The sequence below is a fragment of the Micromonospora eburnea genome (genome assembly GCF_900090225.1).
In the GTDB taxonomy this organism is placed as follows: Bacteria; Actinomycetota; Actinomycetes; order Mycobacteriales; family Micromonosporaceae; genus Micromonospora; species Micromonospora eburnea.
This window is the reverse complement of record NZ_FMHY01000002.1, coordinates 5,910,145-5,936,274: the sequence shown is the minus strand read 5'-3', so window position 1 is coordinate 5,936,274 and position 26,130 is coordinate 5,910,145. Positions and strand designations below refer to the sequence as shown.

Below are 26,130 nucleotides of genomic sequence, written 5' to 3'. Positions count from 1 at the left end.
GATGCTCACGCCCGTCCCCTTTCCGCCCCCGAGATCGGATAGCGTCGGGCCATGCCCGACAGCGGTTACCCCTGGCCCATCGAGACGACCCGACTGGACAACGGCCTACGCGTGGTGGTGAGCGAGGACCGCACCGCCCCCGCCGTCGCCGTCAACCTCTGGTACGACGTGGGCTCCCGGCACGAGCCGGAGGGACAGACCGGCTTCGCCCACCTCTTCGAGCACCTCATGTTCGAGGGCTCGGCGAACGTGGCGAAGACCGAGCACATGCGGTTCATCCAGGGATCCGGCGGATCGCTGAACGCCACCACCAACCCGGACCGGACCAACTACTTCGAGACCGTCCCGGCCGAACACCTGGAGCTGGCGCTCTGGCTGGAGGCCGACCGGATGGGCGGCCTGGTGCCGGCGCTGACCCGGGAGACGCTGGACAACCAGCGGGACGTGGTCAAGAACGAGCGCCGCCAGCGGTACGAGAACGTCCCGTACGGCGACGCCTGGCTGCGGCTGCTGCCGCTGCTCTATCCGCCCGGTCACCCGTACCACCACGCGACGATCGGGTCGATGGCCGACCTGAACGCCGCCGACCTGCCCGTCTTCCAGGCGTTCCACGAGACGTACTACGCACCGAACAACGCGGTGCTCACCGTGGTCGGCGACACCACCGCCGGCGAGGTGTTCGCGCTGGCCGACAAGTACTTCGGCGGCATCCCGCCGCGCGCCGACATCCCGGCCGCCCCCGACGGGCGCACGGTGCCGGCGACCGGGCGGCCGGCGGTGGAGATCGTCACCGCCGACGTGCCCGCCCCCCGGGTGTACGTCGCGCACCGCACCCACCCGTTCGGCGCTCCCGGATACGACGTGACCACCGTGCTCGCCACCGTCCTGGGCAGCGGCCGGGGCAGCCGGCTCTACCAGCGCCTCGCCGACGGGGAGCGGCTCGCCCAGCCGGACCTGGTCGGGGCGTACGGGGTGGACCTGGCGCACGGCCCGGCCCCGCTGATCGCCACCGTCACGGCCCGTCCCGGGGTGACCGCCGAGCGACTGCGCGACGGGCTGGCCGAGGTGATCGACGAGCTGGCCACCGTGCCGGTGACCGCCGCCGAGCTGGACCGTGCCAAGGCACTGCTGAGCACCCTGTGGTGGCGACAGATGTCCACGGTGGATGGCCGCGCCGACACGCTGGGCCGGTACGCCACCCAGTTCGGCGACCCGGCGAAGGCCGGCGAGCGGCTGCCCGCCTGGCTCGCCGTCACCGCCGAGCAGATCGCCGAGCAGGCCACCGAGCTGCTGGGCGCCGCCGACCGGGTGACCCTGATCTACCAGCCCGAGGAGAAGGCATGACGCTGATCACCACCCGTCCCGGGCCGGGCGCCGCCCGCCCGTACCGGTTCCCGCAGGTGGTCCGCCGGGCCGTCGCCGGCGGGCAGGTCGTCGCCGCGCACCTGCCGGGGCAGAACCTCGCGGTCGCGCTGCTGCTCCTCGACGGGGGCGCCGGCCGGGAGCCGGTCGGCAAGGAGGGGCTGGGCGCGGTGCTCGCCAAGGCCCTGGAGGAGGGCACCGCGCAGCGCGACGCCACGGCGTACGCCCTGGCGATCGAGGCGCTCGGCACCGAACTGGTCACCGGGCTGGACTGGGACTCGTTCCAGGTCAGCGTGCAGGTGCCGGTGGACCGGCTGAGCGCGGCCGTCGAGCTGCTCGCCGAGGCCGTCCGGACCCCGAAGCTCGACCCGGCCGACGTGCGGCGGGTCCGTGACGACGAGGCGACCGCGCTGCGGATGGACTGGGCCAACCCCGGCCCCCGGGCGGATGCTGTGCTGCGGGCCGAGCTGTTCGGCGCGGAGAACCGCTGGGGCCGCCCGATGTACGGCGACCCGGAGAGCGTGGCCGCGATCGAGGTGGACGACGTGACCGTCTTCCACTCGGAGTGGTTCATCCGTCCGGGGACGCTGGTCGTCGCCGGTGACCTGGACCGGATCGACCTCGACGCGCTGGGCGCCGCGGCGTTCGCCGGCACGGCGGGCGGGCCGGTGGAGAAGGGCGGCCCGATCGAGGTGGCGCTGCCCGACCGGCGGCGGGTCATCCTGGTCGACCGGCCCGGCTCGGTGCAGTCGACACTCCGCATCGGGCATCCGTCCCCGCACCGCGCCCATCCGGACCACGTGCCGATGACGCTCGCCGGCACGGTGCTCGGCGGGGCGTTCACCTCCCGGCTCAACCACCTGATCCGCGAGGTGCACGGCTACACGTACGGCATCCGTGGCGACTTCGCCTCGTCCCGCCGGTTCGGCCGGTTCGCGATCAGCTCGGGGGTGCAGACCGCGGTGACCGCGCCGGCCCTGGTGGAGGCGGTCGGCGAGGTGTCGCGTACCCAGTTGACCGGGGTGACCGAGGACGAGCTGGCGGTGGCCCGCTCGTGGCGGGCCGGCCAGCTCTCGGTCGAGTTGCAGACGCCGCGGGCGATCGTGTCGGCGCTGACCACGCTGGTGGTGCACGACCTGCCCGACGACTACCACGCCCGGCTGCGCGAGGCGCTGCTCGCCGCCGACGTGGACCAGGTCTCCGCGGCGGCCGCGGCGCACCTGCACCCGGAGTCGCTCACCGTGGTCGTCGAGGGCGACTCGGCGCTCATCCGCGACGAGCTGGTCGCCGCCGGCCTGGGTGACGTCCTCGACCACACCCCCTGACCCCCCCGGATCTTGGTGCGGAACGGCCCCGCCGAGGGCCCTTTCGTACCAAGATCTGCCGGGTCGCGGTGTGTGCTGGCCCGCGCGGTGGGAAAGGCTTCCCAGTTCAGGCGGCCGGGTGGGTAGCCTCGCGGGCATGAGGATCGGCATTGTGGGGGCCACCGGCCAGGTCGGTGGCGTGATGCGGCAGGTGCTGGCGGAGCGGGACTTCCCGGCGGAGCAGGTGCGGTTGTTCGCCTCGGCGCGGTCGGCCGGGCGCACCCTGCCCTGGCGGGACGGCGAGGTCACCGTCGAGGACGCGGCCACCGCGGACTACCGCGGGCTGGACATCGTGCTCTTCTCGGCGGGCAAGGGCACCGCCCTGGCGTTGGCTGCCCGGGTCGCCGAGGCCGGCGCGGTGGTCATCGACAACTCGTCGGCGTTCCGGATGGATCCCGAGGTGCCGCTGGTGGTCGCCGAGGTCAACCCCCACGCCGTCGCCGACCGGCCGAAGGGCATCGTGGCCAACCCGAACTGCACCACCATGGCCGCGATGCCGGTGCTGCGTCCGCTGCACCGGGAGGCCGGACTGGTCAGCCTGGTCGTCGCCACCTACCAGGCGGTGTCCGGCGCCGGCCTGGCCGGGGTGGCCGAGCTGGACGAGCAGGTCCGCAAGGTCGCCGAGCACGCCACCGAGCTCGCCTTCGACGGCGCGGCCGTCGAGTTCCCCGCGCCGCGCTCGTTCGCCCGCCCGATCGCCTTCAACGTGCTCCCGCTGGCCGGCTCGATCGTCGACGACGGTTCCTTCGAGACCGACGAGGAGCAGAAGCTGCGTAACGAGAGCCGGAAGATCCTGGAGATCCCCGGACTGAAGGTCTCCGGCACCTGTGTCCGGGTGCCGGTCTTCACCGGCCACTCGCTCCAGATCAACGCCCGGTTCGCCCGCCCGATCACCCCGGCCCGCGCCCGCGAGCTGCTCGACGGCGCGCCGGGCGTGGCGCTGGCCGACGTGCCGACCCCGCTCGATGCGGCCGGCCAGGACCCGACGTACGTCGGGCGGATCCGGGCCGACGAGACCGTCGAGCACGGGCTGGCCCTCTTCTGCTCGAACGACAACCTCCGCAAGGGCGCCGCGCTCAACGCGGTGCAGCTCGCCGAGCTGGTTGCCGCCGAGCGTCGCTGAACCGCCCGGGTGCCCGGCCGGTGGTCGGGCACCCGGACCGGAAATGCGGTGAGATGGGAGGCGACCACGACCAGTCGACGCGGGAGGTCCGAATGACGGACGAGCAGACCCGGCAGGCCCTGACCGACCTGATTGCGAGCCGCTGGCTCGGCACGCTCGCCACCATCAAACGCGACGGCCGGCCCCAGATGTCCAACGTGGTCTACTCCTTCGACCGCGGCCAGGGCGTGATCCGGGTCTCGGTCACCGACGGCCGGGCCAAGACCGCCAACCTGCGTCGCGACCCCCGGGCCAGCTTCCAGGTCAGCAGCCAGGACGGCTGGGCGTACGCGGTGGCGGAGGCGCGGGCCGAGCTGACCCCGGTGGCCGAACGGCCGGACGACCCGACCGTCGAGGAACTGGTCGGGATCTACCGGGCGGTGCAGGGCGAGCACCCGGACTGGGACGACTTCCGGCGGGCCATGGTCGCCGAGCGCCGGCTCGTGCTGCGGCTGCACGTCGAACGCGTCTACGGGATGCCGCCGCGAGCCTGACCGAGCGCCACGGGCCAGCATGCCGCCACCGCCGAGCTCGGCCGGGTTACCGGGCCGGGACCGGCGGGTAAACCGCGGTGCCGACACCGAGAGGGGAGCACCATGACAACGGTCGGAGAGTTCATGACGACCCGGTTGGTGACGATGGCCGGCAGCGACACCCTCACCGACGCGGCGCAGGAGATGCGGGATAGCGCCATCGGCGACGTGGTGGTGACCGACGGTGACAACGTGGTCGGCATCGTCACGGACCGGGACATCACGGTCCGCGGCGTGGCCGAGAACCTGGACCCGAACACGACCCGGCTCAACCAGATCACCAGCAAGGACGTGGTGACGGTGAGCCAGTACGACGACGCGGTGGCCGCCGCCGACCTGATGCGGACGTACGCGGTACGCCGGCTACCGGTGATCGACGACGGCCGCCTGGTCGGGCTGATCTCGATGGGTGACCTCGCGGTCGAGCGGGAACCCCAGTCGGTGCTCGCCGACATCAGCGCCGACGATCCCAACAACTGACCCGTCCGCCGCGGTGACGCCGGCTCCCCGCCCGGGGGCCGGCGTTCGCGCGTTCCGGGCGGCGTTCCCCGCTCCGGGGCACCCGGCCGCGATCACCCGATCCGGGCGAGGTTGACGCCATGCCCGGTGGGGACCCGTGCTCGGACGCCGACGCCGCGGATAGCGGGAGGAGTGGAGCGGATGGTGGACGCGACCACGAGGTTTTTCCAGGAGCTGGACCGGCGGAGGTTCGAACCCCTGTTGGTGAAGACCTCCGGGACCCTGCGCTTCGACCTGCACGAGGGGGCGCACACGACACACTGGCTGTTGGAGATCGACCGGGGCAACCTCCAGGTCCGGCAGGAGGACCGGGAAGCCGACACGGTCGTGGGTAGCGCGCCTCGGCTCTTCGGCGAGTTGGTCACGGGCGAGGAGAACGCCATCGCGGCCCTGCTCCGCGGCGACATGACCGTGGTGGGTGACCTGCGGCTGCTGCTCCAGGTCGAACGGCTGCTGCCCGGTCCGCCCAGCTCCGAGGGGCCGCGGCACGTGTTCCGGCAGGAGGTGCGGTGATGGCAGGCGGCAACACGGTCCGGATCCTCGACGGAAACACGTTCGTGGTCTCCGAGGACACCGGCGACATCGAGGCGACGCCGAGCGAGCCGACCGGTCTCTTCTCCATCGACACCCGGTTCCTGTCGAAATGGGTGATGACTGTCAACGGGGAACGGCTCAACGCGTTGTCGTACGACGACCTCCAGTACTTCGAGGCCCGGTTCTTCCTGGTGCCCGGGTTGGCCACGCACTACATCGACGCGAAGCTGTCGGTGATCCGGGAGCGGACGGTGGGCGGCAGCTTCCGGGAGACGGTGACCATCCTCAACCACGACGAGAAGGCGGTCGACCTGGAGATCCGGATAGCGGCCGGCTCCGACTTCGCCGATCTGTTCCAGGTGAAGGACGAGATCCTGAACAAGAAGGGCGAGATCTACTCCGAGCCCGAGCAGGACCGGCTCCGGCTGGGCTACCGGCGGGGCAACTTCAAGCGGGAGACGGTCATCTCCGCCTCCGTCCCCGCGCGGTACGACCACCAAGGGCTCGCCTGGACCATCCACCTGGAACCCAACGAGCAGTGGGACACCGCCATCGAGGTGCAGACCTTCGCGATCGGCCCGAGTGGCCGGGACCTGCGCATGGGGCTCCAGGTGCGCGAGACCGAGCGGCAGGCCCTCCAACGTGACCTGGAGCAGTGGCTGGCCAATGCGCCGAAGGTCAACACGGAGCACCCCGAGCTGGCCTCGACGTACCGGCGCAGCCTGATCGACCTGGCGGCGCTGCGGTTCTCGCCGCTCTCCCTCGGTGGGCAGACGCTTCCGGCCGCCGGACTGCCCTGGTTCATGACCATGTTCGGCCGGGACAGCATCCTCACCTGCCTCCAGGTGTTGCCGTTCGCGCCGGCGCTGTCCAAGACCACGCTGCGGATCCTCGGCGCGTTGCAGGGCACCCGGTTCGACGACTTCCGGGACGAGGACCCGGGCCGGATCCTGCACGAGATGCGGTACGGCGAGACGGCCGCCTTCGAGGAGCAGCCGCACTCGCCGTACTACGGCTCGGTGGACGCGACGCCGCTGTTCGTGGTGCTCCTCGACGAGTACGAGAAGTGGACCGGGGACGTCGCGCTGGTCAAGGAGTTGGAACGGGAGTGCCGGGCGGCGCTGAAGTGGATCGACGACTACGCCGACCTGGTCGGCAACGGCTACATCTGGTACGAGCGGCGAAACACCGACACCGGCCTGGAGAACCAGTGCTGGAAGGACTCCTGGGACTCCATCTCGTACGCCGACGGCAAGCTGCCGCCGTTTCCGCGCGCCACCTGCGAGGTGCAGGGGTACGCGTACGACGCGAAGATGCGGGCGGCCCGGCTGGCCCGCGAGTTCTGGGACGACCCGGCGTACGCCGACCGGCTGGAATGCCAGGCGGCCGCGCTCAAGGAGCAGTTCAACCGCGACTGGTGGGTGGCGGACGGCGAGTTCTACGCCCTCGGGCTGGACCCGGACGGCCGGCAGTGCGACGTGCTCAGCTCCAACATCGGCCACCTGCTGTGGAGCGGCATCGTCAACGAGGACCGGGCGGCGAAGATCGCCGAGCACCTGATCGGGCCGCGGCTCTTCTCCGGCTGGGGGGTACGCACGCTGGCCGAGGGCGAGGTCCGCTACAACCCGATCGGCTACCACAACGGCACCATCTGGCCGTTCGACAACTCCTTCATCGCCTGGGGCCTGCGCCGGTACGGATTCGCCGAGGAGGCCGCCTGCATCGCCAACGGCATCCTGGACGCGGCGCGCTATTTCGACGGCCGGCTGCCGGAGGCGTTCGGCGGCTACCACCGGGAGCTGACCAAGTTCCCGGTGGAGTATCCGACGGCGTGTAGCCCGCAGGCCTGGTCGACGGGGACTCCGCTGCTGCTGATCCGGACCATGCTGGGGCTGGAGCCGCACGAGGGTCACCTCTCCGTCGACCCGCGGCTGCCGGTCGGGATGGGCCGGATCGAGGTGCTGGACATTCCGGGTCGGTGGGGCAAGGTGGACGCCTTCGCCCGGGGGCGGGTGGACCTGGACAAACTCGCCGCCTGACCGGCCCGCCCGACGTCCGACGCCGCCGGTGGCTCACCGGCGGCGTCGGCGTGTGGTCAGTGCCCAGGCAGCAGCGCGTCGGCGTGCGCCTCAGCGCGGGGGAGCAGGCAGAACTCGTTCCCCTCCGGGTCGGCCAGCACGGTCCATCGGGGCAGTTCGCGGACCACGGTCGCGCCCGCCGCCAGCACCGCGGCCCGCTCCTCCGCGTCACCCACCAGGTCGAGGTGGATCCGGCCGGAGGAGGGCAGGTCGTCGGCGGGACTGATCCACACGTCCGGCCGGTGCCCGGACGGGTCGCGCAGCAGCACCGCCTCGGTCGGCCCGAGCGACCGGTCGGCCAGCTTCACCCGGTCCTCCTCCACCACGGGCAGCCCGGCCACCATGCTCCAGAAGGGGGCGAGCAGGTACGGGTCACGGCAGTGGATGACGATCGCGGCGAGGTCCGGCATGGTCCTGACGGTAGTCGGGTCAGTCTGCCGGCAGGACGGTGTCCAGGAACGCGGCGGTGGCCGCCCGGATGTCCGGGCGGGCCAGGTCGAGGGCGTGCCCACCGTGGGTGATCCAGCAGTGCACCGGGTGGCCGCCGGCGAGCAACCGTCCGCTCAACGTCACCGACTGCCCGGCCGGCACCGCCGCGTCCGCCCGCCCGTGTACCAGCAGCACCGGTACCTCGGACCCGAGGTGGGTGGCGACCGTGGCGTCAACGGTGGCCGGGTCGTCCGCGGCGGGCGGGTGGCCGAGCAGGTCGGTCCACGGGTCGTCGTGGGCGCGCAACCGCCGGAACTCCGGATCCAGCGGGTCGACCGGCGCCCAGTACGCCAGCGCCGCCGTCACGTCGCCCGGCCGGTCCACCCCGCGCAGGGCCAGGTGCAGGGCCAGCATGCCGCCGGCCGAGTCGCCTCCGACCAGCAGCGGCAGCCCGCCGGCCGCGGACCGGGCCGCGCGGGCCGCCGCCCGTACGTCGTCGAGCTGGGCCGGCCAGCGGGCCTCGTCCACGAACCGGTACGTCGCCGCGACCACCCGCAGCCCGAGCGACGCCAGCGCGGTGCCGTCCTCGTGGTACCGGGCCCGCCAGCCGCCGCCGTGGATCCAGAGCAGGACAGCACGTTCACTCATCCGCGCATGCTCCCTGACCCGCGGGCCGCCCGGCGAGCCTGTTCTGCGCAGGGCAGAGCCGCCGTCGGCGGGTCTTTCGTCCCTACGGTCGCGTAACCTACTCGCGGTAAAGTTGGCGGATGCCGGAACTCGTGTACCCGCCCGTGATCGCCGCAGCCAAGACGATGTTCCGGATCCTCGATCTGCGCCTGACCGTCGAGGGCGGCCACCACGTGCCGGCCACCGGGGGCGCGGTGCTGGCCAGCAACCACGTCAGCTACCTGGACTTCATCTTCTGCGGCTACGGCGCACAGGAGTCCGGCCGCCTGGTTCGGTTCATGGCCAAGGACTCCGTCTTCAGGCACAAGGTCTCCGGACCGCTGATGCGGGGCATGAAGCACATCCCGGTGAACCGGTCGGCCGGCGCCGGCTCGTACCAGACCGCGGTGGCCGCGCTGCGCCGCGGCGAGGTGGTCGGCGTCTTCCCGGAGGCGACCATCAGTCGTTCCTTCACCGTCAAGGATCTCAAGAGCGGGGCCGCCCGGATGGCCCAGCAGGCCGCCGTGCCGCTGCTGCCGGTCGCGGTCTGGGGCACCCAGCGGCTCTGGACCAAGGGCCGGCCGCGCACCCTGACCCGGCGGCACACCCCGATCACCATCCTGGTGGGGGAGCCGATGGACCCGGCCGGGTACCCGGACGCCAGCACGATGACGGCCGAACTGCGGAGCCGGCTGGACTCGCTGGTCGACCGGGCCCAGCGGGAGTACCCGGAGCAGCCGGCCGGCGCCGACGACAGCTGGTGGCAGCCGGCCCGCCTCGGCGGCACCGCCCCCACCCCCGAGGAGGCCGCCGAGCTGGACCGGGCGGGCCGCCGCGCCCGTACCGCCTGACCGCCGCGCGGTTGGCCGGATCGTTCCGCATCCGGGCGTGATGGTGTCTGCCGCCCGGGTGCCCGCCCGGCCAGGATCGGATCCATGAGCAGAGCAGCACTCGTCGTCATCGACGTCCAGGAGTCCTTCCGGCAGCGCCCGATCTGGGCGTACGCCTCGCAGCCGGACATCGTCGCGCAGGTGAACCGGCTGGTCGACGCGGCCCGCCGCCGGGGCGACCTGGTGGTCTGGGTCCTGCACGCCGAGCCGGGCAGCGCAGGCGTCTTCGACCCGGCCGCCGGCCACGTCCGGCTGATCGACGGACTGGCGCCCGCCGCCGGGGAGCCGACCCTGGTGAAGACATCACACAACGCCTTCACCAGCACCAACCTTCAGCAGCTCCTCACCCAGGCCGGCATCCGGGACCTCACCGTCTGCGGCATCCGCACCGAGCAGTGCGTGGAGACCACCGCCCGGGTCGGCTGCGACCTCGGGTACGAGATGACCTTCGTGACCGACGCGACGGTCACCTTCCCCATCCCGCACCGCGACCTGCCGGCGGACGCCACACCGGAGCAGATCCTCGCCGACCCGCGCACCCTGTCCACCGAGCAGATCGTCACCCGCACCGAGTACGCCCTGGCCGGCCGGTTCGCCACCGTGCGTACCGTCGCCGAGCTGACCGCCGCCCCGGCCGGAGCCTGAAACCGTGGCCCGGGCCGTCGTCTTCCTGCTGGTGCCGCAGTTGCATCTGCTGGACCTCGCCGGCCCGGCCCAGGTCTTCTCCACCGCCGCCGACATCGGGTACGACTACCGGCTGCACTACGTCGCCGCCACGCCCGAGGTGCCCACCGTGCAGGGGGTGACCCTGCGGGCCGACACCGAGTGGCCCGAGCTGGGGAGCGACGACCTGGTGGTCGTACCCGGATGGCGGCCCTCGGCGCACGGCCCGGCGGGCCCGGTCGAGCCGGACGACCTGCGGCGGCTGGCCGACCACCACGCCGCCGGCGGCACCGTGGCGAGCGTGTGCGCGGGGGCCTTCGCGCTCGGCCAGGCCGGGCTGCTCGACGGGCGGCGGTGCACCACCCACCACGACGTGCAGGACGAGCTGGCCCGGCGGCACCGGGCCGCCCGGGTGGTCCCCGACGTGCTCTACGTGGTCGACGACCGGGTGGTCACCTCGGCCGGCATCGCCAGCGGCATCGACGTGGCGCTGCACCTGATGGCCGCCCGGCACGGCCCGGCCGTCGCCGCCCGGATCGCCCGCGCGCTCGTGGTGTACGCCCGGCGCAACGGTCACGAAAACCAGACCAGCGCGATGATGCGGCACCGCTCGCACCTCTCGGAGGCGGTGCACCGGGCGCAGGACCTGATCGACGCGCACTACACCCAACCGCTGCCGCTGGCCGAGCTGGCCGCCGCCTGCGGGGTCGCCGAACGCACCATGAGCCGGCTGTTCCGGCGGACCACCGGGCTGACCCCGCTCGGCTACCAGCAGTTGCTGCGGGTGGAACGGGCCGAGCATCTGATCGGCCACGGCAGCACCGTGGAGGCCGCCGCCCGTACGGTCGGCTTCGCCGACGCCCGGATGCTCCGCCGGCTGCGCGCCCGGGTCCGCGTGGACCGCGCGGCGCCGACCCTGGCCGGCTGAGCCGGCGGGCCGCGTCACCGCCGAGGCGGACACCAGCCCGACCGCCGCCCGTCGACCCGGCCGGCTCGCCGAGGTCAGCAGGCGGAGTCGGGACGGCCGCGCGGAAACGCCGTGACCGCGTCCCGCGCCGGGCGGTAGTAGTCGTCCCGGGAGAGGAACTCCACCGGCAGCGACCCCGGCAGGGTCACCCCACCCCGGGTCGGGCCGGGCGCCCCGCGGACCCGGCACAGCAGCGTGTCCCGCTCCGGCGGGGAGAGTTCCACCAGCTCGGGGTGGACCAGCCGGAACGTGGCCACCGCGCGGCGTACCTGCCGGGCCAGCGCGACGATCACCGGGTCCGGGCCGGTGAGGGCGAGGGCCGGCTGCCGGATGGTCCGCAGGGCGTCGCAGACCACGCGCAGCTCGCCGCCGTCCGGGTCGTCGGCCAGCTCCAGCCGGGACGGCCACTGCCAGCGGATCTGGCCGCTCACCAGTCGGGACAGCCGGACCGTACGCCGGTGCCGGGCGTACGTCCGGCCGTCCCGACCGGAGACCAGGGACAGCTCGGCGTCGGGACAGACGTAGGCGAGCCGCCGGTCGGTCACGGTGACCGCCGCCGGGGCGGAGAGCCGCCAGGCGCGGACGCTCTCCGAGGGGCCGAGCAGCTGACCGGCCACTCCGAGCCGGTGCTGACCGAGCACCTGCTCGCCCGGTTCGGGGACCAGCGCGTACCGCCGGTCGAGCAGGGGGCGGGCGGGATCGTCCGCGTCGAAGCGGTGGGGCCCGATGAAGAAGGGGCTGGCGTCCTCCTGCACGGTCACGACCTCCCGGGAGACGGTTGGCGGTATGCCGAGCCTGGCCCACCCGTCACCGGCTGTCATGACACCCGTTAGGGGGTCGGCCGGTCGGTGGCCGCCTGTGACCGGTAGATGCCGATCTCCTCCGGCCGGACGAGCCCGTCCTCGATCGCCCGGGCGAGCAGCGCCGCCTTGGTGGCCGCCGGTCGGCCCGCCCGGGTGTACTTGATCCGCGCCCGGTCCACGTACTGCTTGACCGTGTGTTCGCTGATCCGCATCCGGCGGGCCACCGAAGCCTTCGACATCGACTGGAACCAGAGCAGCAGGGCCTCGCGCTCCTTGTCCGACAGCGTGGGCCGATCCGGCCGGGGATCGCCGACCATCGCCCCGGCCAGCGCCGGCGGCACGTACGGCCGGTCGCTCGCCGCCGCGAGCACGGTCGCCACGCAGTGCTCGCGCCCCTCGTGCTTGGCGAGGAACGCGACCGCCCCCGCGTCCAGCGCGGCGAGCATTGTGGCCGGGTCGTTGTGCTCGGAGTAGACCACCACCCGGCGCCCGGCGGCGCTCAGCTCGGCCAGCTTGTCGAGCGCCATCCGCCCGTGCAGCCGCAGGTCGAGCAGGATCACCTCGGCCTCCGGGGCGGCTCGCAGCACCGCGTCCGGATCGTCCCCGGTGGCCAGTACGCGTAGCCGCCGCTCGCTGGCCAGCCAGGCGCGTACCCCGTCGATCACGACCGGGTGGTCGTCCACGATCGCCACGCCGATCGGCGGTCCGCCCGTCACGTCCGGTGCCACCGGGTCTGCGTCCATCTGATCTCCCCGTCCCGCTCGTGCCCGACTTCCACCGGCCCGCTCCCGTTTCCGTCCGTACCCGGCGGCCCGCTCGTGTCGGGCCCGTCGTGGTCGGGGGTGACCAGGCTGACCACCACCTCGTCCGGGCCGGCGACCACGGTCACCCGGGCCCACCCCCGGGCGTCGGCGAGCGCCGCGGTGAGCGGATCCGTCAGCCGCCGGCGCACCTCGACCGGAAGTTCCGGTGGGATCCCGACGGCGACCAGCTCGATCGGCAGCCCGTCGCGTTCCGCCAGATCCGCGGCGGCCCGCAGCTCGTGCAGCAGCGGATCGGGCACGTCGTCCGACTCCGCGATCAGGCGGCGTAGCCGCGCCGCGGCCAGCACGCAGCGGCGGCGTACCTCCGGATCGGCCGGGTCGGCGTCCCCGGCGGCCAGCGCCGCCAGCATCTCCTCGGCGGTGCCGCTGACCAGGGCCAGCCGTGCGCGCCGCTCCTCCCGGGCCCGCTCCGCCGCCACCCGCTCCGCCTCGACCGCCAGGGTCGCCGCGGCCGTCGCGGCCCGGTTCCGGGCCAGGGTGGAGAGCCCGGTGCCACCGACGAAGACCGCGATGGGCAGCGAGGATACGCCGTAGACGTACATCGCGTAGCGGGCGAGGTCGGCCGGGGCCGTCACGCCGTCGGCGACCACCACGGCGAGGGCGATCGCCCCGTGCGCGCCGAGCAGCGCCAGCAGCCACCGGACCGGCCGTCGCCAGAGCACCAGCGGGAAGAACCAGACCAGCCCGCCCCAGGCCCAGTTCGCGGCGGCGAACAGCTGCTCGCCGCCGACCGCCGCGAAGACCGCCACGTCGACCACCAGCAGCACCGCCGCCAGCCGCCGGGCGGGCGGCAGGCCACCGCGCAGCAGCCGTACGCCGGCCGCCACGCCGACCGCTGCGGTGACCAGCCAGCCCGCGGCGAGCACGGCCGAGGCGGTGGCCGAGGACCCGGCGCCGGCCACCGCCGGCAGGTCGATCGCCAGGTGCCAGGCCAGCGCGATGGTGACCGCCCCGATCCGGGCGGCCCGGTCGGAGGCGCTCGCCACCGCGCCCGCCGCCCCGTCGGCCGGTTCGCTCCCTCGCGCCCCGCCGGCCGTTCCGACCCGTTCGAGTGCCGGAGTGGCCGGGCCGGGCCGGGGGCCGACGCCGTCGAGGGCCGCGCCCAGGTCAGTCGACACCGGTCCACTCCAGCCGGATCCGGGTGCCGTGACCGGGGGCGGAGACCACCTCTGCCCGGCCGCCCACCGACGCCATCCGCCCGATGATCGACTCGCGTAGCCCGTACCGGTGGGCGGGGACGGTGGCCGGGTCGAAGCCGGGGCCGTCGTCGGCCACCTCGACCACGACGGTGCCCGTCTCCCGGGTCAGTCGCAGGGTGGTGGTGGCATCGGGCGCGTGTCGGGCCGCGTTGGCCAGCGCGGCGGCGGCGCTGTCCGTCAGCGCACCGGCGACCTCCGCCGGCAGCGCGCACGGCGCGAGCGCCGCGGTCACCGGTAGTTCCGGCAGCCGGGCCAGGACCGCCCGCAGCCGGTCGTCCAGCGCCACCGGCCCGGTCGCCGGCGCCGACCGGGCGTCGGCCAGGGCGGCGAGGGTACGCAGGTCCGCCGCGCACCGGTCGCGCAGCGTGGCCGACGGCCCGGGCACCGCGCCGAGCCCGACCATGGTCAGCGTGCCGAGCACGGTGTCGTGCAGGTCGCGGTTCTGCCGCCGCTCGGCCTCCCGGGCGGCACGTGCCACCACCGCCTCGCGGGCCGTCCGTTGGTAGTCGGCGAAGACGGTGTCGGCATGCCCGATCCGGCGCCGCATCAGCGCGGATATCGCCGCCGTGATGCCGGTCTGCACCAGCAGCGTCATCGCGTGCGTGCGCGCCTCGACCGGGTTGCCGGCGGCGGTCGCGCCGGTCGCGTAGCCGGCGGTGACCAGCAGTCCCGCCGGGATCGACCAGCGGGCCGGGGCGATGGCCTGTGCGTTGATCACGGTGGTGCTGGCGAGCACCGCGATCCAGCTCACCTCACCGGGCAGCACCTCCGGCGCGACCAGCCAGGGCATCGCCAGCCCGGCCGCGGTGGTGAGCGCGACGTCACCGGCCACCAGCGCGCCGGTGGCCCCGTGCCGCAGCGCGCGGACCGCGTACCAGACGGACCAGGCGGTCAGCGCGGCGACCACCGGCACCAGCAGCGCGACCCGGACCGGCGGGGTGCGGACCGCCAGGGCCACCACCGCGCCGGCCAGGCCACAGGTCAGCCGGAGCAGCGCCGGCAGGGTGGTGAACACCAGCGTGAACGCGCTGCCGGCCGGCCGGTCCAGCGGGGCTGGGGGTGAGATCGTGACGCCAACGACGGGCATCGGGGGAGGGTCCTTCCGGCAGCGACCCGGTCGGTTCCGGGCGGCCTAGATCGACGCCGGAGAATAACATGGCAGACCGTAACCGGTCACCCTCGGTGAATGGCGGGTGCGCGGCGGAGCGACCTGATCGACTCCGTGTGCGGCATGTGGTGGTCTCGGCGGCGGCGGAGGCCACCGTTTGCGGGAACTGGAGCGGATCACGCGGCATCGCTCGCCCGTTTCCGGTTGCGCGCTGCTCCTACCCTGCCGGGCATGTCGTACCAGCCGGCCATGGTGCCACCGAAGAAGAACACGACCCGGACGGTCCTCATCGTCGTCGGTATCGTGCTCGCGATCTGCTGCGCGGGCGGCGCCATCGGCGGCTTCTTCCTCTATCGCGTGGTGGAGGACGCCACCGGCCCGGCCAAGTCCACCGTGGACACCTTCGCCGGCGCGCTGGTCAGCCAGGATTACCCGACCGCGTACGGGCAGCTCTGCGGCAAGTTGCGCGACCGGTTCAGCCAGGACGACTTCGCCCGGCAGCAGTCCAACGGGTCGCTGCCGGACGGGTACGAGATTGTCGGCCTGAACGTGCACAACAACAACGGCCGGGTGTCCGGGTCGGCGAGCGTGCGGTACACCCTGCGCCAGGGGATGCCCACCACGCAGACGTACACGTTGACCAAGGAGAACGGGGCCTGGCGGATCTGCCAGTGACCGGCGGATCAGCCGACCCGGTCGCGGAAGTCCAGGGTGCGGCGCAGGAGCAGCGTCTTCGTACGCCTTCGCGCCGCAGTCGGTGAATCTTCGCCGACGGGGGTGCCGGCGGCCGGCCTGCGGCTGACCGACACCCGCACCTCGGCCAGCGGGGTGACGATGCTGACCTACGACAGCGCCGGCGCGCCCACGTTCGGCGCCGTCATGTGATGACGCCGGTCACCCGCCGGAGTGCAGCGGCCTCCGCGTACGGCTGAAGACGCCGGCGCGGAGAGCTGTGACGGCGGCGGCTGCCGTACGTCGGGCGAAGTCCTCGTCGATGGGCTTGTCGACGACGAGCAGTCGCAGGAAGAAGGGCGCGCCCAGGACCTCGATCGCGGCCTGGGCGTCGGTGTCGTCGGGTAGTTCGCCGCGGGCGACCGCGTGGTCGACGACGGCCTCGGCCAGTCCGAACCGTTCGGCGAAGAAGCCGCGGACGATCTGCGCGGCGCGCGGGTTGCGGGGCGCGGCCGCCGCCAGCGCCGTGATCAGCTCGCCGGGTTCGCCGGTCATGCCACGCCGGATCAGCGACGCCAGTTCTTCGAGGTCGGTGTCGAGTTTGCCGGTGTCCGGGATCGGGACAACCTCACTGGCGTACTCGCTGAGCAGATCGCCGAGGACGCCTTCCAGGTCGGTCCACCGGCGGTAGATCGACGTCTTGTTGACGCCGGCTGCCTGGGCGATCCGCTCGACGGTCAGCTCGGCGTACCCGTCGACGAGGAGGCCGCGGGCGGCCGTGAGGACGGCGGCCCGGACGCGGGCGCTGCGCCCGCCCGGTCGCTGGCTGACAGCCATCGGACACCTCCACCAATCGCACCGGCTGTTGCGTTACGCGTCGCCATCATGCCAGACTGCAAAAAGCAACACTAGTTGCGATTGAGGGAGGGCTCTCATGAAGACCAGCGTCTGTGTCGTCGGCGGCGGGCCCGCGGGTCTCGTCCTCGGGCTGCTGCTCGCCCGTCAGGGAGTGACGGTCACCGTGCTGGAGAAGCACCCGGACTTCCTCCGAGACTTCCGTGGCGACACGGTTCACCCCTCCACCCTGGACATGCTCGACGAGGTCGGGCTCGGTGACCGGATGGCGGCCCTGCCCGGCCGCAGGGTCGGCGGGTTGCATGCCACCTTCGACGACGGCACCTATCAGGTCGCGGACTTCACCCGTCTGCCGGCGCCGCACAACTACGTGTACTTCGTACCCCAGTGGGATTTCCTGGAGATGCTCGCGGCCGAGGCGGCGAAGCTGCCGACCTTCACCCTGCTGCGCGCCACCACCGTGACGGGCCTGCTCCGCGACGCGTCCGGCGCCGTGGCCGGCGTGCGGGCCGCCGGTCCGGAGGGCGAAATGGAGATCGAATCCTCGCTCACCGTCGCCTGCGACGGCCGCGACTCCCTGGTACGCCAGGAACTCGGCCTGCGGCCGGTCGACTACGCCACGCCCATGGACGTGCTCTGGTTCCGGATCTCGCGCGGGCCCTCCGACGGCGACGGCCTGGCAATGCGGATCGGCTCCGGAGGGCTGATGCTCGCCATCGACCGCGGCGACTACTACCAGTGCGCGTACCTCATCGCCAAGGGCGGCTACGACGAGATCCGCGCGGCCGGGCTGGACGCGTTGCGGGAGCAGGTGGCGCGGCGGCAGCCGATCCTCGCCGACCGGGTCGGTGAGCTTGCCACCTGGGACGACGTCAAACTGCTGACGGTGAAGCTCGACCGGCTGGAGCGGTGGCACGTACCCGGCGCGCTGCTCATCGGCGACGCCGCGCACGCCATGTCCCCGATCGGCGGTGTCGGCATCAACCTGGCCGTGCAGGACGCCGCGGCCACCGCCCGGATGCTGGGCCCGAAGCTCGCCGCCGGGCAGCCGGTGACGGAGACGGACCTCGCCGCGGTGCAGCGGCGCCGGTGGCTCCCGACCGTGGTGACCCAGAACATCCAGCGCGCCGCGCAGCGGCGCATCGTCGACCCGCTGCTGCACGCCACCGGCCGGATCGAGGCTCCGGCGCCGATCCGCCTGCTGCGGCGGTTCCCGGCGTTGCAGGCCCTCCCCGCCCGGCTGGCCGGCATCGGCGTACGCCCCGAGCACGTGCGGTGAGGCGCATCCTGTCAGGGGGCTCTGCCAGGATGCCGCGCATGGAACCGACGAAGATCGTTCAGGAGCTGTGGGATCGCATGCAGGCCCGTGACTGGGCGGGGCTCGGTGAGTTGCTGGCCGACGACCTGGTGGTGGAGTGGCCGGTCAGCGCCGAGCGGATCGTGGGCCGCGAGCACTACGTGCGGATCAACGCGGAGTATCCGGAGGGGTGGGCGATCAAGGTGCTCCGGATCGTGGCCGACGGCGAGGTGGTGGTGTCCGAGGTGGAGGTCCCGCACGAGACGATGGGGGTCCACCGGGTGGCGTCGTTCTGGACGGTACGGGACGGAAAGATCATTGACGGCCGGGAGTACTGGACGTGCCTGGGTGCGGACCCCTCGCCGGAGTGGCGGGCCGCCTACGTGCAGCGGATCTGACCAGGAGGCCTCCCCGCCGCTCACCTTCGCCACCGGCAGTCGGCCCGATCCGGATCGCCGGGCGGCTGGCGGGCGGCAGCGGATGTCACCGCCTGCGGGACAAGGATTGGATCACCCAAGTTCCGCGCCGCCCCCAGTCTTGATCGACTCCGTGTGCGGCATGTGGTGGTCTCAGCGGCAGGGGATGCCACCGTGTGCGCGATATGGAGTGGGTCACCCGAGTTCCGGGCGAGGTGGCAGGCCCGACGCCCGCCCCGACCGAGCCGGGCTGAGCTGTTGGCGTGCGTCCTCCAGGCCCTTCTCGTTTCCCTCGTCGCCGGCGAGCCCGGTCAGGTCACCGGTCGTCAGGCGACGGCCGAAGTAGTCCGCCTGCACCGCCCAGCGGAACCGCAACATGGTCAGCAGCCCGTACTCCACCTCGGCGCGGGTGAGGGTTCCGCTCGTCAGATACGCCTCGATCAGGCAGCCCGCCCGCTGCGGGCCGCCGACGTACATCACCGCCGAGGCGAGGTCGTAGAGCAGCGGACCTCTGATCGCCACGCTCCAGTCGATCAGGCCGCAGACCCCGGTACGACGATCCAGCAGGAAGGCCTCCGGGGCTGGATCGGTGTGCAACAGGCCCCAGGAGAGCGTCGACGGATCAAGAGCCTCGTACGCCGCCACAGCGGCGGCGACCGCCGGCCGGACCCAGGGCCGGACCGCCAGATGCGCGGCCTGGACATCCACCCAGTGAAACCGATCGGCGTCCTCGACCGACACCTCCCGCAACGCCTCGTGCACCCGGCCGAGAGTCCGTCCGACCAAACGCTGCTCATCAGAGGTGCCGCCGGACATTTCGTCCCCGTCGACCCGACGCAGCAGGGCGAGCGGGATCCCCCCGACGTCTGTGAAGGTCTTCCCCTGCCTGGTCGCCGCCGGGGCGCCCGCTGGGATTCCCGCCGCCTCGACGTGGCCGGCGACGGTGAGTCCGCCCAGGAAGGACCGGCGTGACGCCGGCACGACCGCCTTGACGACCCAACGCTCCTCCCCGGCGGTTACGAACCAGGTCGCCGAGTTCATGCCGCCGTGGTGCGGCTCCACCGTCGCGTCAGTGACGCCCCACACGTCGGCCAGACACGATCGCAGCTTCCTCTCGGCAATCACCCGGCGAAGTCAAGCAGTGGTGGGCGCGACTGGCGACCGACTTCTCCATGCGTATGCCCGGCTACTCGTACACCATCGTGGTCCGCTGGGGGCCGGCGCAGATCATCGCCGGAAGGTGATCGGGTCGGCGAGGTACCGGTCGAGGTCCGGATCTTCGTGCACCTCGTCGAACTCGTCCGCGATCACCCACCGGTCGCCGAGTTCGGCGCGCAGCCGGTCGAGGGCCCGCCGAGCGGCCGCATTGAAGGCCCGGCATTCCGGCTCGCGCCACGGCCCTGGGTCGGGTGGATAGTCCCAGTTCAGTGATGCGTCGTACCACTCAACCAACTGGGTCAGCTCATCCCGAAGGGCCGCGCTGATCCGCAGCGCCGCCAGGCGTACCGGATTCCCCCAGGCTTCCCAGTCCTGGGAGTCGGTCGGCCACAGGACACCCCCAGACCCCGTGTCGAAAAAGAACCGGGCGTGCGGCATGGGCAAGAGCCTGACACAGGTTCTAGGTGCGTGTCCTGCCGATCTTGTGGAAGCTGCGTACGGGTGCGCCTTGGCGTGACTTGCCGGAACGCTTCGGGCCGTGAAAGACATGCCACGAACGGCTGCGCCGATGGACCGCTGATGGGACGTGGGATCGGATCCTCGCGGCGGCGCAGGTGCATGACGACGGCACACCGGTGTAGTGGACGATCAGCATCGACTCGTCGATCGTGCGGGCGTACCAGCATGCCGCTGGCGCCCGTAAGAGGGGGGCTCCCCGACAAGTCCGGCGACGCCTGGTGCGCAAGATGGCGAGGCCATCGGACGGTTCCGCGGCGGACTGAGCACGAAGATCCACCTCGCCATCGACGGACGCGGCCGGCCGCTGTCGATCCTGCTCACTCCAGGTCAGGCCGGCGACAAACCTCAACTCCGGGCGCTGCTGGACGCGATCCGGGTCAACGAACCCGGGCCCGGCCGGCCCCGCAAGTGTCCCGACGTGCTGATCGCGGATAAGGCCTACGCCCACGACTCCACCCGCCGCGCCTTGCGCCGACGGCAAATCCGGTATGTCATACCGGAACGCTCCGACCAGATCGACCGCCGGGCCGCCAAGGGCAGCAACGGCGGGCGTCCACCGGCCTTCGACAAGGAGGTCTACCGCAAGCGCAACGTTGTGGAGCGCTGCTTCAACCGGCTCAAGCAGTGGCGTGACCTGGCCACCGATACGCGAAACGCGTATCCCGCTACCGTGCCAGCCTCATCCTCACCGCCGCCATCATCTGGCTTCCATGACCGACAGGACGCGTCTTCACCGACGCCAGAACTGGCGGGGTGCGAAACCTTCACGTCGCAGCCAGTGCTCCGTATAGACAATCCGCTCCGCCTCGATGACCACCAGGGTGTCCTGGGGCGGCTCGGACAGAGGTCGACCTCGCTCGGCGTGCTCGTTCTCCCATCGGAACGCTTCCCAATAGCGCCCACGGTCCGGATGCCCGGGGTCAAGCACCCTGGCAGTTCCGAACAGCTGGCCCCCGCGGCTGCTGGCCAGCCCGACCAGCGGCGTGAAGATCCCGACGGAGACCCGCGGATCGGCAGCGATGTTGCGCATCTTCGGCGAACGCGGCGCGGCCGTGAATAGCACGGCGAAGCCGAGCGAGTAGTACCGCACGGGGGTGGCCAGCGGCCCGTCCGGACCCGTGGTCGCGAGCACGCACATGTTCTGCGACGACAGCAGGTTGAGAATGCGCTCTTCAAGCCGTTCACGATCGAGCCGCTTCGCTGGCGTGGGCCCGGACAGCCACGGATTCGTCAACGGCATGCAGCGTCCTCGATCATGGCGAGCACCCTACCCATATGGCCTGCCCAGCGGCTACCAAGATCGGCAGGACGCGCACTAGGTGCAACGCCGGTCACGGGCCAAAGGCCGTGACGGGGGCGGGCCAGGTTGTGCGGGCATCGTAGGCTCGCGGCGGCAGCGGCTGACGGCCGGGAGAGCCATGGGCGTCGGTGGTACTTCAATGGCTCTTCGACTTCGATCGCAGCCATCTTCGGAACGTCGGCCGGCTCGGGATCATGGTTGGTGGCCGACGAGGACCTGATACGTCGTCTGTTGACCGGCTGTCGACCGAGGGGGAGAGGATGCCGCATTGCCTGTTCTGACGGTACAAGCCAGTCTGGCGGTGCAACGCAGCGAGCCGGGTTCCACGATTGCGGGACTTGTATTTGGCCTCATATGGATTGTCGCCGGAATCCTTATGATCCGATTCGCCAGGTTCACCAGTTCGCTTCCATCGGAAGAGCTCCGGTTGCAGCCTGGTTGGCTTTCGGTCAACTTTTGGCTTGAGCATCCAAAACTGCTCGGCGTGGCCGGATATCTGGTGGCGACGATCGGGGCGGGTCTTGTCGTGCTGGTGCTTGTGGGTTTGATAGCGCGTCTGATGTAGCTAGGCGTCGCGCGTGGGGGCCTGGGCTGAGGTTCCTAGGGATGCCGACTTCACCGCGACAGCTCTCAAGGCCGGAGCCAAGCCGACGGTCGTACAGGCCGTGCTCGGGCACTCGTCGTACGTGCTCACGGTGGACACGTACAGGCTGTTCTGCCTGAGCTGGCGTTGGAGGCGGCCGAGGCTACCGCACGTCTGGTGTCTCGTCCGGGCGCCAAGCGCACCCGCGGGCTCACCCGGGGCCAAGCCATCGAAGGTGGGCGCTAAGAAGGATCGCAAGAAGAGTAGAAAACGGCAGGCCAACCCCGCTGCGTGGTGGTGCGCCCGGCAGGATTCGAATCTGCGGCCTTGGGATTAGAAGAAGATCGTGGATGGCTGGTCAGGTGCCTGCGGCCCTGGTCGGCCCGTCTGGCGTTGTCGGGCGGCGTCGGTCGTGTCAAGGCTCGCTGTAGGCGACCGCGAATCGGCTTGGCCTTGGCGCGGCCGGGGGGGTTCGGGGCGGAGCCCCCAAGGTCTAACCGCCCGCTAGGCTCCTCGCCTCAGCGTCAGAGTGCGGGAGCGTGCGTGATCAAGCTGTTCAGGACCAAGAAGTCCGCGTGCCGCTGTCGGCCTCAGTGGCCGGCTCTCGTTACGGAGATGAACGGTCATGTCATGCCGTGCCAACCATCCGAGCACGGCAGCCCAATGACCAGGCTCTTGGAGCTGTCAGCCAGGTGTGCCGAGTGCTCCGCGACCTACCCGGGCAACTTCATCATCGAACCAGGCACGCCGCCTCCGTTCGAATGGGCGCGAGAGCCTGACAACACCGTGTGCTCCTGCGAGCCGCGGTGGCCGAAGCTGATGGTCAAGCTGCATGGCCAGTGGTACCTCGGCTACCCAGGTACCGACGGCCAGCTGGTAGTTGACGGCGCAGCGGAGCGAGCCTTCTGCGATAGCTGCGGGGCCCGCTTCCTTGGGGACATGGTGGTCGACCTCGATGACAGGTCGCACCTCGAAGATCCTCACGAGACGTAGCAAGTGCTTGGTCCCGTCCAAGGTCGGTACGCAATGGACCCAGACCGGACCGCATTGATCGGACGTGGCGCCCAAAATTCGGCGGCTGCCGGCCTGTACTGGCTGCGGCTGCACGATTTGTGGCACACCTGTGCGGCGTTCTGCTCGTCTCCGGTGCCTCGCCTCGGACGGTGATGAAGGTGCTCGGTCACAGCCAGATCGGGTTGACGATGAACACCTACGCCCACGTTCTGCCGGAGATCGAGCGGGCCGCCGTGGACGAGGCCGCGAAGCCTCTTCGGATGACCTGGCTGTACGAATGGCTGTACGGAGGCTGTACGGGTCACCTCGCCAGTCGCCCGAAGTGGGCACGAAGATCGGCAACCAGCGACGTCATTTGTTCTCCCGCCTCGACGGTGATGAAGACTCGGGCGAGCCATCCGTCAGGTGAGTAGGAGTCCTGGTGGAGGGTGCCGCCTAGTGTGACGTGCCCCTTGCCGTCGTGCTGGGCCGTGATCCGCATGGTGGCGTCCAATGATCGCCAACTTCGTTCGCCGTCCCATCCGCGCCAGTCGTCGGCTAGCTGCTGGAAGAAGTCCACGAGGTCCGGCTCTTGGGCATGCGTAAGCCATGCAAGCTCTATTCCGCGCCCGGCGGTGAGCCCTTGGTCATACAGTTCCACCTGCATCACGGCGACGTAGCCGTCACCCCGCGGATCTTCCGGTGGATGAAGCACCCACGTGCTTCCTGCGGGTGGATAGCCGATGATCAGCGGGGTGTTCATGATGCCGCATTATGGCTGGCGGATCTCCGAGGAGGGCCGGGGTTCGGGGCGGAGCCCCGAGGTCTTCTGATCGTGTCCTCCCCAAGCGTGGCCAGCAGGCCGGGGCCAGCCAGCGGCCCGCCTTGCGGGCCGCCTTGACTGGCTGCGCCTTCATGACCTGCGGTATGCCTGCGTGACGTTCCTGCTCGCCTGCGGGGCGTCGCCCCGGACGGTGATGAAGGTGCTCGGTCACAGCCAGATCGGGTTGACGATGAACACCTACGCCCACGTTCTGCCGGAGATCGAGCGGGCCGCCGTAGACGAGTCCGCGAAACACCTCTTCGGCTGACTTGGCTGTACGGGAACCAAGGTGATCGACCGGACCGGGAGCGGCAGGCCGTTGACCTGGGACAGCGGTGGTGCGCCCGGCAGGATTCGAACCTGCGGCCTTGGGATTAGAAGTCCCCTGCTCTATCCGCTGAGCTACGGGCGCGCGTCGACGTGTCGCGCCAAGAGGGTACCGCCGCCCCCGACATCGTCGGGGGAACGGGTGGTCGCGGCCACATCGGTGCCCAGGGTCGCACGAGGTGTCCCATCCCGGCACCCCCGTTACGCCCCGCGCGCGGGCCGCGCGGCCCGGTTTGTACCCTCTGCGTCGTGCTGCTCGATCAGGAGACCGAAAACGAGATCGTCTACGAGCTCTGCCAGCTGCTCGGGCGGTCCATTCTGCCGCTGAGCCGGTTCGACCGCCCTGGAGCGGCCGTGCAGGGCTTCGCCACCGCCTTTTTCTACAGCGAGCTGGTCGGCGCCACCGACGACGGGGACGTGGTGCACGAGTGGCTGCTGACCGCCGAGGCGGCCACCACAGCGTCGTACGGGGAAATCGGTCTGCGGCCGAGCGTCACGGAGCCGGCGGACGCGGCGTCGGACGGCGGCATCCTGATGCCCGACTTCGCCGGCCAGTGGCTGCACCTTCCGGAGATCGGTGTGGCCGCCATGCCCACCGGCGGGCTGCACGGGTACGCCGAGGACCAGGGCTGGTGCTGGCGTACCCAGCAGGTGACCGACGCGGTGGCCGCGCGGGCCGACGTGATCGCCGGGATCGGCGCGGACCCGAGCGCGGCGTTCGTGCTGGCGCTCGGCGTCGCCGACGACGGGTCGCGGCCGTTGGAGGCGGTGATCGAGCGGGTGGTCCGGGACGGCGACGACCTGCGCGTCACCACCGAGCTGCCCGCGGGGTACGTCGGCGCGCCCGTGTTCGCCGTCGGGACGCGCGCCGAGGGGGAGCTGGCGCTGCGCTGCCTCGGCCTGGTGCTGCCCGGCGAGCAGGGTGGTCACCAGGTCGCGACGTTCGACCGGATCAGTTCGGCCATCGCGGCGGCGACCGCCGGCTACCGCTGATCCTTCCGGTTCAGCCCTCGGCGGCGGCGCCGGCCCGGTCATCGGCCGGCTGGCGCGCCACCGGAGGGCCGCCCGGCGTCGGGTCGGTCGGTGCGGGGTCGGTCGGGCCGGTGCCGAGGAACGCCTCCGCCCACCGTCCGGCCTCGGCGAGGACCCTTTCGCGTACGGCGGGGCTGGAGAGCGTCAGGTCGTGCAGCCCGCCGTCGAAGCGGGCCAGGGTGACGTGCCGGCCGAGCCGGGGCGCCCAGCGCACCATGTGCTCCACGTCCAGCACGGCGTCGGCGAGGGTGGCCGACTCGTGCCACCTCATGCCCCGGTAGCTGCGGGTGGAGCAGGCGAGCAGGACCGGCACCCGGATGTCCAGGCCGGCCCGGAGCTGTCGCTGGCCGGCGCGGATCGCGTCGAGCCAGCCGGCGCGTACCGGGAACCCGGCGAGCGGCTTCCAGGCCAGGTCGTACCGCCACTCGCCGCGGTGGTCGGCGTGCAGGCTCTGGCCGTACACGGTGCCGAGCCGGAACGGGAGGGCGCGGTGCGGCGCCCGACGGCCCAGCCGGCAGACGGCGGCCGCGAGGGGGCGACGGACCAGCCAGGGGGCGTTGATGTCGAAGAAGGGGCTGTTGAGGAGGAGGCCGTCAACCAGGCCGGCCTCGCGGCGGGCGTGCGCCCACAGCGAGATGATCAGGCCGCCGGTGGAGTGACCCATGACGAGTAGCTTGTCGTGCCCCTCGTCGGTGCGGATGATCTCGGCGGCCGCGTCCAGCTCCGGGAAGTAGTCGCTCAGGTCGCGGCAGAAGTTCGGGGTCTGGTGCGGCAGCAGGCTGCGGCCGTACTTGCGCAGGTCGAGGGCGTAGAAGGCCCAACCCCGCGCGGCGAAGAAGTCGGCGACGTGGGTCTGGAAGAAGTAGTCGACGAAGCCGTGCACGTAGAGCACGGCCCGGCGGGCCGGACGCTCGGCCCGCCGGCGGACCAGGGTCGCGACGACCGGACCCTCGTCGTCGTCGCCGAGGTCGATCGTCTGCCGCTCGTACGGCGGTCCCAGCACGTCGGGTTCCACGACCGCGACGGTACGCCGTGACGCTACCCGGCGGTAGCC

At 71.9% G+C, this 26,130-nt stretch carries 28 protein-coding genes, 1 tRNA gene and 2 pseudogenes; 18 read left to right on the top strand and 13 right to left on the bottom strand.

What is annotated here, in order from left to right; all coding sequences use genetic code 11:
* Nucleotides 1-51 precede the first annotated feature (51 nt).
* From GA0070604_RS25735 to GA0070604_RS25705, 7 genes are all read left to right on the top strand, one after another.
* A complete protein-coding gene (locus GA0070604_RS25735; protein ID WP_091123902.1) occupies nt 52-1,344 on the top strand; it encodes a M16 family metallopeptidase in 1,293 nt (430 codons plus the stop codon).
* Entirely contained in the window at nt 1,341-2,687 is a 1,347-nt protein-coding gene (locus GA0070604_RS25730; RefSeq protein WP_091123897.1) for a M16 family metallopeptidase, read from the top strand. The genes GA0070604_RS25735 and GA0070604_RS25730 overlap by 4 nt, the downstream gene beginning before the upstream one ends.
* 136 nt (nt 2,688-2,823) lie before the next feature.
* Complete coding sequence (locus tag GA0070604_RS25725) at nt 2,824-3,849, top strand: aspartate-semialdehyde dehydrogenase (RefSeq protein WP_091123893.1); 1,026 nt, start codon at nt 2,824-2,826, stop codon at nt 3,847-3,849.
* A gap of 92 nt (nt 3,850-3,941) precedes the next feature.
* Complete coding sequence (locus GA0070604_RS25720; RefSeq protein WP_091127413.1) at nt 3,942-4,382, top strand: PPOX class F420-dependent oxidoreductase; 441 nt, start codon at nt 3,942-3,944, stop codon at nt 4,380-4,382.
* Between the two features lie 102 nt (nt 4,383-4,484).
* The gene (locus GA0070604_RS25715) at nt 4,485-4,901 is read left to right on the top strand and encodes a CBS domain-containing protein (protein WP_091123891.1); all 417 of its coding nucleotides are present in this window, start codon (nt 4,485-4,487) and stop codon (nt 4,899-4,901) included.
* A 180-nt stretch (nt 4,902-5,081) separates the two neighbouring features.
* The gene (locus GA0070604_RS25710) at nt 5,082-5,453 is read left to right on the top strand and encodes an SCP2 sterol-binding domain-containing protein (RefSeq protein WP_091127412.1); all 372 of its coding nucleotides are present in this window, start codon (nt 5,082-5,084) and stop codon (nt 5,451-5,453) included.
* On the top strand, nt 5,453-7,513 hold the full coding sequence (locus tag GA0070604_RS25705; RefSeq protein WP_091123887.1) for an amylo-alpha-1,6-glucosidase: 2,061 nt from the start codon (nt 5,453-5,455) through the stop codon (nt 7,511-7,513). The genes GA0070604_RS25710 and GA0070604_RS25705 overlap by 1 nt, the downstream gene beginning before the upstream one ends.
* A 56-nt stretch (nt 7,514-7,569) precedes the next feature.
* On the opposite strand, the gene GA0070604_RS25700 is transcribed toward GA0070604_RS25705, so the two are convergent.
* Entirely contained in the window at nt 7,570-7,962 is a 393-nt protein-coding gene (locus tag GA0070604_RS25700) for a VOC family protein (protein WP_091123884.1), read from the bottom strand.
* A 19-nt stretch (nt 7,963-7,981) separates the two neighbouring features.
* On the bottom strand, nt 7,982-8,629 hold the full coding sequence (locus tag GA0070604_RS25695; RefSeq protein ID WP_091123882.1) for an alpha/beta hydrolase: 648 nt from the start codon (nt 8,627-8,629) through the stop codon (nt 7,982-7,984).
* A gap of 119 nt (nt 8,630-8,748) precedes the next feature.
* Between GA0070604_RS25695 and GA0070604_RS25690 the strand changes: the two genes are divergently transcribed.
* From GA0070604_RS25690 to GA0070604_RS25680, 3 genes are all read left to right on the top strand, one after another.
* Nucleotides 8,749-9,498: a lysophospholipid acyltransferase family protein gene (locus GA0070604_RS25690; RefSeq protein WP_091123880.1), complete on the top strand. Its 750-nt coding sequence runs from the start codon at nt 8,749-8,751 to the stop codon at nt 9,496-9,498.
* 84 nt (nt 9,499-9,582) lie between these two features.
* The gene (locus GA0070604_RS25685) at nt 9,583-10,182 is read left to right on the top strand and encodes an isochorismatase family protein (RefSeq protein ID WP_091123879.1); all 600 of its coding nucleotides are present in this window, start codon (nt 9,583-9,585) and stop codon (nt 10,180-10,182) included.
* Nucleotides 10,183-10,186: 4 nt separating this feature from the next.
* On the top strand, nt 10,187-11,128 hold the full coding sequence (locus GA0070604_RS25680; protein ID WP_091123877.1) for a GlxA family transcriptional regulator: 942 nt from the start codon (nt 10,187-10,189) through the stop codon (nt 11,126-11,128).
* Between the two features lie 74 nt (nt 11,129-11,202).
* On the opposite strand, the gene GA0070604_RS25675 is transcribed toward GA0070604_RS25680, so the two are convergent.
* From GA0070604_RS25675 to GA0070604_RS25660, 4 genes are all read right to left on the bottom strand, one after another.
* On the bottom strand, nt 11,203-11,922 hold the full coding sequence (locus tag GA0070604_RS25675) for a hypothetical protein (RefSeq protein WP_091127411.1): 720 nt from the start codon (nt 11,920-11,922) through the stop codon (nt 11,203-11,205).
* Nucleotides 11,923-11,996: 74 nt separating this feature from the next.
* On the bottom strand, nt 11,997-12,713 hold the full coding sequence (locus GA0070604_RS25670) for a response regulator transcription factor (protein WP_091123875.1): 717 nt from the start codon (nt 12,711-12,713) through the stop codon (nt 11,997-11,999).
* Nucleotides 12,683-13,912 (bottom strand): hypothetical protein, encoded by a 1,230-nt coding sequence (locus GA0070604_RS25665; RefSeq protein WP_244162085.1) that lies wholly within the window; start codon nt 13,910-13,912, stop codon nt 12,683-12,685. The genes GA0070604_RS25670 and GA0070604_RS25665 overlap by 31 nt, the downstream gene beginning before the upstream one ends.
* Nucleotides 13,902-15,080: an ATP-binding protein gene (locus GA0070604_RS25660; RefSeq protein ID WP_091123874.1), complete on the bottom strand. Its 1,179-nt coding sequence runs from the start codon at nt 15,078-15,080 to the stop codon at nt 13,902-13,904. The genes GA0070604_RS25665 and GA0070604_RS25660 overlap by 11 nt, the downstream gene beginning before the upstream one ends.
* A 252-nt stretch (nt 15,081-15,332) precedes the next feature.
* On the opposite strand from GA0070604_RS25660, the gene GA0070604_RS25655 reads away from it, so the two are divergent.
* Together GA0070604_RS25655 and GA0070604_RS32765 are read left to right on the top strand one after the other, a co-directional pair.
* On the top strand, nt 15,333-15,776 hold the full coding sequence (locus GA0070604_RS25655) for an Rv0361 family membrane protein (protein WP_091123872.1): 444 nt from the start codon (nt 15,333-15,335) through the stop codon (nt 15,774-15,776).
* Nucleotides 15,777-15,812: 36 nt separating this feature from the next.
* On the top strand, nt 15,813-15,986 hold the full coding sequence (locus GA0070604_RS32765) for a hypothetical protein (RefSeq protein ID WP_167363572.1): 174 nt from the start codon (nt 15,813-15,815) through the stop codon (nt 15,984-15,986).
* A 9-nt stretch (nt 15,987-15,995) separates the two neighbouring features.
* Here the strand turns inward: GA0070604_RS32765 and GA0070604_RS25650 are convergent, their stop codons facing one another.
* Nucleotides 15,996-16,610 carry a TetR/AcrR family transcriptional regulator gene (locus GA0070604_RS25650; protein ID WP_091123870.1) on the bottom strand — a complete coding sequence of 205 codons (615 nt, stop codon included), beginning with the start codon at nt 16,608-16,610 and terminating at the stop codon, nt 15,996-15,998.
* 97 nt (nt 16,611-16,707) lie between these two features.
* On the opposite strand from GA0070604_RS25650, the gene GA0070604_RS25645 reads away from it, so the two are divergent.
* Together GA0070604_RS25645 and GA0070604_RS25640 are read left to right on the top strand one after the other, a co-directional pair.
* Nucleotides 16,708-17,907: an FAD-dependent oxidoreductase gene (locus tag GA0070604_RS25645; protein WP_091123868.1), complete on the top strand. Its 1,200-nt coding sequence runs from the start codon at nt 16,708-16,710 to the stop codon at nt 17,905-17,907.
* A 38-nt stretch (nt 17,908-17,945) separates the two neighbouring features.
* Nucleotides 17,946-18,323 (top strand): nuclear transport factor 2 family protein, encoded by a 378-nt coding sequence (locus GA0070604_RS25640; protein ID WP_091123866.1) that lies wholly within the window; start codon nt 17,946-17,948, stop codon nt 18,321-18,323.
* A gap of 213 nt (nt 18,324-18,536) precedes the next feature.
* Here GA0070604_RS25640 and GA0070604_RS25635 read toward each other — a convergent pair whose 3' ends face one another.
* Together GA0070604_RS25635 and GA0070604_RS25630 are read right to left on the bottom strand one after the other, a co-directional pair.
* The gene (locus tag GA0070604_RS25635) at nt 18,537-19,466 is read right to left on the bottom strand and encodes a phosphotransferase enzyme family protein (RefSeq protein ID WP_141721395.1); all 930 of its coding nucleotides are present in this window, start codon (nt 19,464-19,466) and stop codon (nt 18,537-18,539) included.
* Nucleotides 19,467-19,568: 102 nt separating this feature from the next.
* Nucleotides 19,569-19,937 (bottom strand): hypothetical protein, encoded by a 369-nt coding sequence (locus GA0070604_RS25630; RefSeq protein ID WP_091123861.1) that lies wholly within the window; start codon nt 19,935-19,937, stop codon nt 19,569-19,571.
* Nucleotides 19,938-19,978: 41 nt separating this feature from the next.
* Between GA0070604_RS25630 and GA0070604_RS32155 the strand changes: the two are divergent.
* Nucleotides 19,979-20,732: pseudogene (locus tag GA0070604_RS32155) on the top strand (IS5 family transposase); the annotation flags it as partial.
* Nucleotides 20,733-20,748: 16 nt separating this feature from the next.
* Here the strand turns inward: GA0070604_RS32155 and GA0070604_RS25610 are convergent.
* Nucleotides 20,749-21,258 carry a pyridoxamine 5'-phosphate oxidase family protein gene (locus GA0070604_RS25610; RefSeq protein WP_091123859.1) on the bottom strand — a complete coding sequence of 170 codons (510 nt, stop codon included), beginning with the start codon at nt 21,256-21,258 and terminating at the stop codon, nt 20,749-20,751.
* A gap of 328 nt (nt 21,259-21,586) precedes the next feature.
* On the opposite strand from GA0070604_RS25610, the gene GA0070604_RS32150 reads away from it, so the two are divergent.
* Nucleotides 21,587-21,883, top strand: a complete 297-nt coding sequence (locus tag GA0070604_RS32150; protein WP_141721394.1) for a hypothetical protein — start codon at nt 21,587-21,589, stop codon at nt 21,881-21,883.
* Between the two features lie 1,333 nt (nt 21,884-23,216).
* Here GA0070604_RS32150 and GA0070604_RS25600 read toward each other — a convergent pair.
* On the bottom strand, nt 23,217-23,657 hold the full coding sequence (locus GA0070604_RS25600; RefSeq protein ID WP_141721393.1) for a DUF6228 family protein: 441 nt from the start codon (nt 23,655-23,657) through the stop codon (nt 23,217-23,219).
* Nucleotides 23,658-23,784: 127 nt separating this feature from the next.
* Between GA0070604_RS25600 and GA0070604_RS25595 the strand changes: the two are divergent.
* Nucleotides 23,785-23,985, top strand: a pseudogene (locus tag GA0070604_RS25595) (tyrosine-type recombinase/integrase); the annotation flags it as partial.
* 68 nt (nt 23,986-24,053) lie between these two features.
* Here the strand turns inward: GA0070604_RS25595 and GA0070604_RS25590 are convergent.
* A tRNA-Arg gene (locus GA0070604_RS25590) sits at nt 24,054-24,129 on the bottom strand.
* 164 nt (nt 24,130-24,293) lie between these two features.
* Here GA0070604_RS25590 and GA0070604_RS25585 point away from each other — a divergent pair.
* Nucleotides 24,294-25,037, top strand: a complete 744-nt coding sequence (locus GA0070604_RS25585) for a hypothetical protein (RefSeq protein ID WP_091123847.1) — start codon at nt 24,294-24,296, stop codon at nt 25,035-25,037.
* A 10-nt stretch (nt 25,038-25,047) separates the two neighbouring features.
* On the opposite strand, the gene GA0070604_RS25580 is transcribed toward GA0070604_RS25585, so the two are convergent.
* The gene (locus GA0070604_RS25580) at nt 25,048-26,091 is read right to left on the bottom strand and encodes an alpha/beta fold hydrolase (protein WP_208602164.1); all 1,044 of its coding nucleotides are present in this window, start codon (nt 26,089-26,091) and stop codon (nt 25,048-25,050) included.
* Between the last annotated feature and the right edge of the window lie 39 nt (nt 26,092-26,130).

Coding starts and splice junctions, on each gene's coding strand:
- GA0070604_RS25685 (WP_091123879.1), top strand. CDS start 9,583: ATGAGCAGAGCAGCACTCGTCGTCATCGACGTCCAGGAGTCCTTCCGG.
- GA0070604_RS25715 (WP_091123891.1), top strand. CDS start 4,485: ATGACAACGGTCGGAGAGTTCATGACGACCCGGTTGGTGACGATGGCC.
- GA0070604_RS25600 (WP_141721393.1), bottom strand. CDS start 23,657: ATGAACACCCCGCTGATCATCGGCTATCCACCCGCAGGAAGCACGTGG.
- GA0070604_RS25710 (WP_091127412.1), top strand. CDS start 5,082: ATGGTGGACGCGACCACGAGGTTTTTCCAGGAGCTGGACCGGCGGAGG.
- GA0070604_RS25660 (WP_091123874.1), bottom strand. CDS start 15,080: ATGCCCGTCGTTGGCGTCACGATCTCACCCCCAGCCCCGCTGGACCGG.
- GA0070604_RS25700 (WP_091123884.1), bottom strand. CDS start 7,962: ATGCCGGACCTCGCCGCGATCGTCATCCACTGCCGTGACCCGTACCTG.
- GA0070604_RS25725 (WP_091123893.1), top strand. CDS start 2,824: ATGAGGATCGGCATTGTGGGGGCCACCGGCCAGGTCGGTGGCGTGATG.
- GA0070604_RS25640 (WP_091123866.1), top strand. CDS start 17,946: ATGGAACCGACGAAGATCGTTCAGGAGCTGTGGGATCGCATGCAGGCC.
- GA0070604_RS25610 (WP_091123859.1), bottom strand. CDS start 21,258: ATGCCGTTGACGAATCCGTGGCTGTCCGGGCCCACGCCAGCGAAGCGG.
- GA0070604_RS25645 (WP_091123868.1), top strand. CDS start 16,708: ATGAAGACCAGCGTCTGTGTCGTCGGCGGCGGGCCCGCGGGTCTCGTC.
- GA0070604_RS25670 (WP_091123875.1), bottom strand. CDS start 12,713: ATGGACGCAGACCCGGTGGCACCGGACGTGACGGGCGGACCGCCGATC.
- GA0070604_RS25695 (WP_091123882.1), bottom strand. CDS start 8,629: ATGAGTGAACGTGCTGTCCTGCTCTGGATCCACGGCGGCGGCTGGCGG.
- GA0070604_RS25650 (WP_091123870.1), bottom strand. CDS start 16,610: ATGGCTGTCAGCCAGCGACCGGGCGGGCGCAGCGCCCGCGTCCGGGCC.
- GA0070604_RS25655 (WP_091123872.1), top strand. CDS start 15,333: ATGTCGTACCAGCCGGCCATGGTGCCACCGAAGAAGAACACGACCCGG.
- GA0070604_RS25735 (WP_091123902.1), top strand. CDS start 52: ATGCCCGACAGCGGTTACCCCTGGCCCATCGAGACGACCCGACTGGAC.
- GA0070604_RS25630 (WP_091123861.1), bottom strand. CDS start 19,937: ATGCCGCACGCCCGGTTCTTTTTCGACACGGGGTCTGGGGGTGTCCTG.
- GA0070604_RS25690 (WP_091123880.1), top strand. CDS start 8,749: ATGCCGGAACTCGTGTACCCGCCCGTGATCGCCGCAGCCAAGACGATG.
- GA0070604_RS25730 (WP_091123897.1), top strand. CDS start 1,341: ATGACGCTGATCACCACCCGTCCCGGGCCGGGCGCCGCCCGCCCGTAC.
- GA0070604_RS25720 (WP_091127413.1), top strand. CDS start 3,942: ATGACGGACGAGCAGACCCGGCAGGCCCTGACCGACCTGATTGCGAGC.
- GA0070604_RS25705 (WP_091123887.1), top strand. CDS start 5,453: ATGGCAGGCGGCAACACGGTCCGGATCCTCGACGGAAACACGTTCGTG.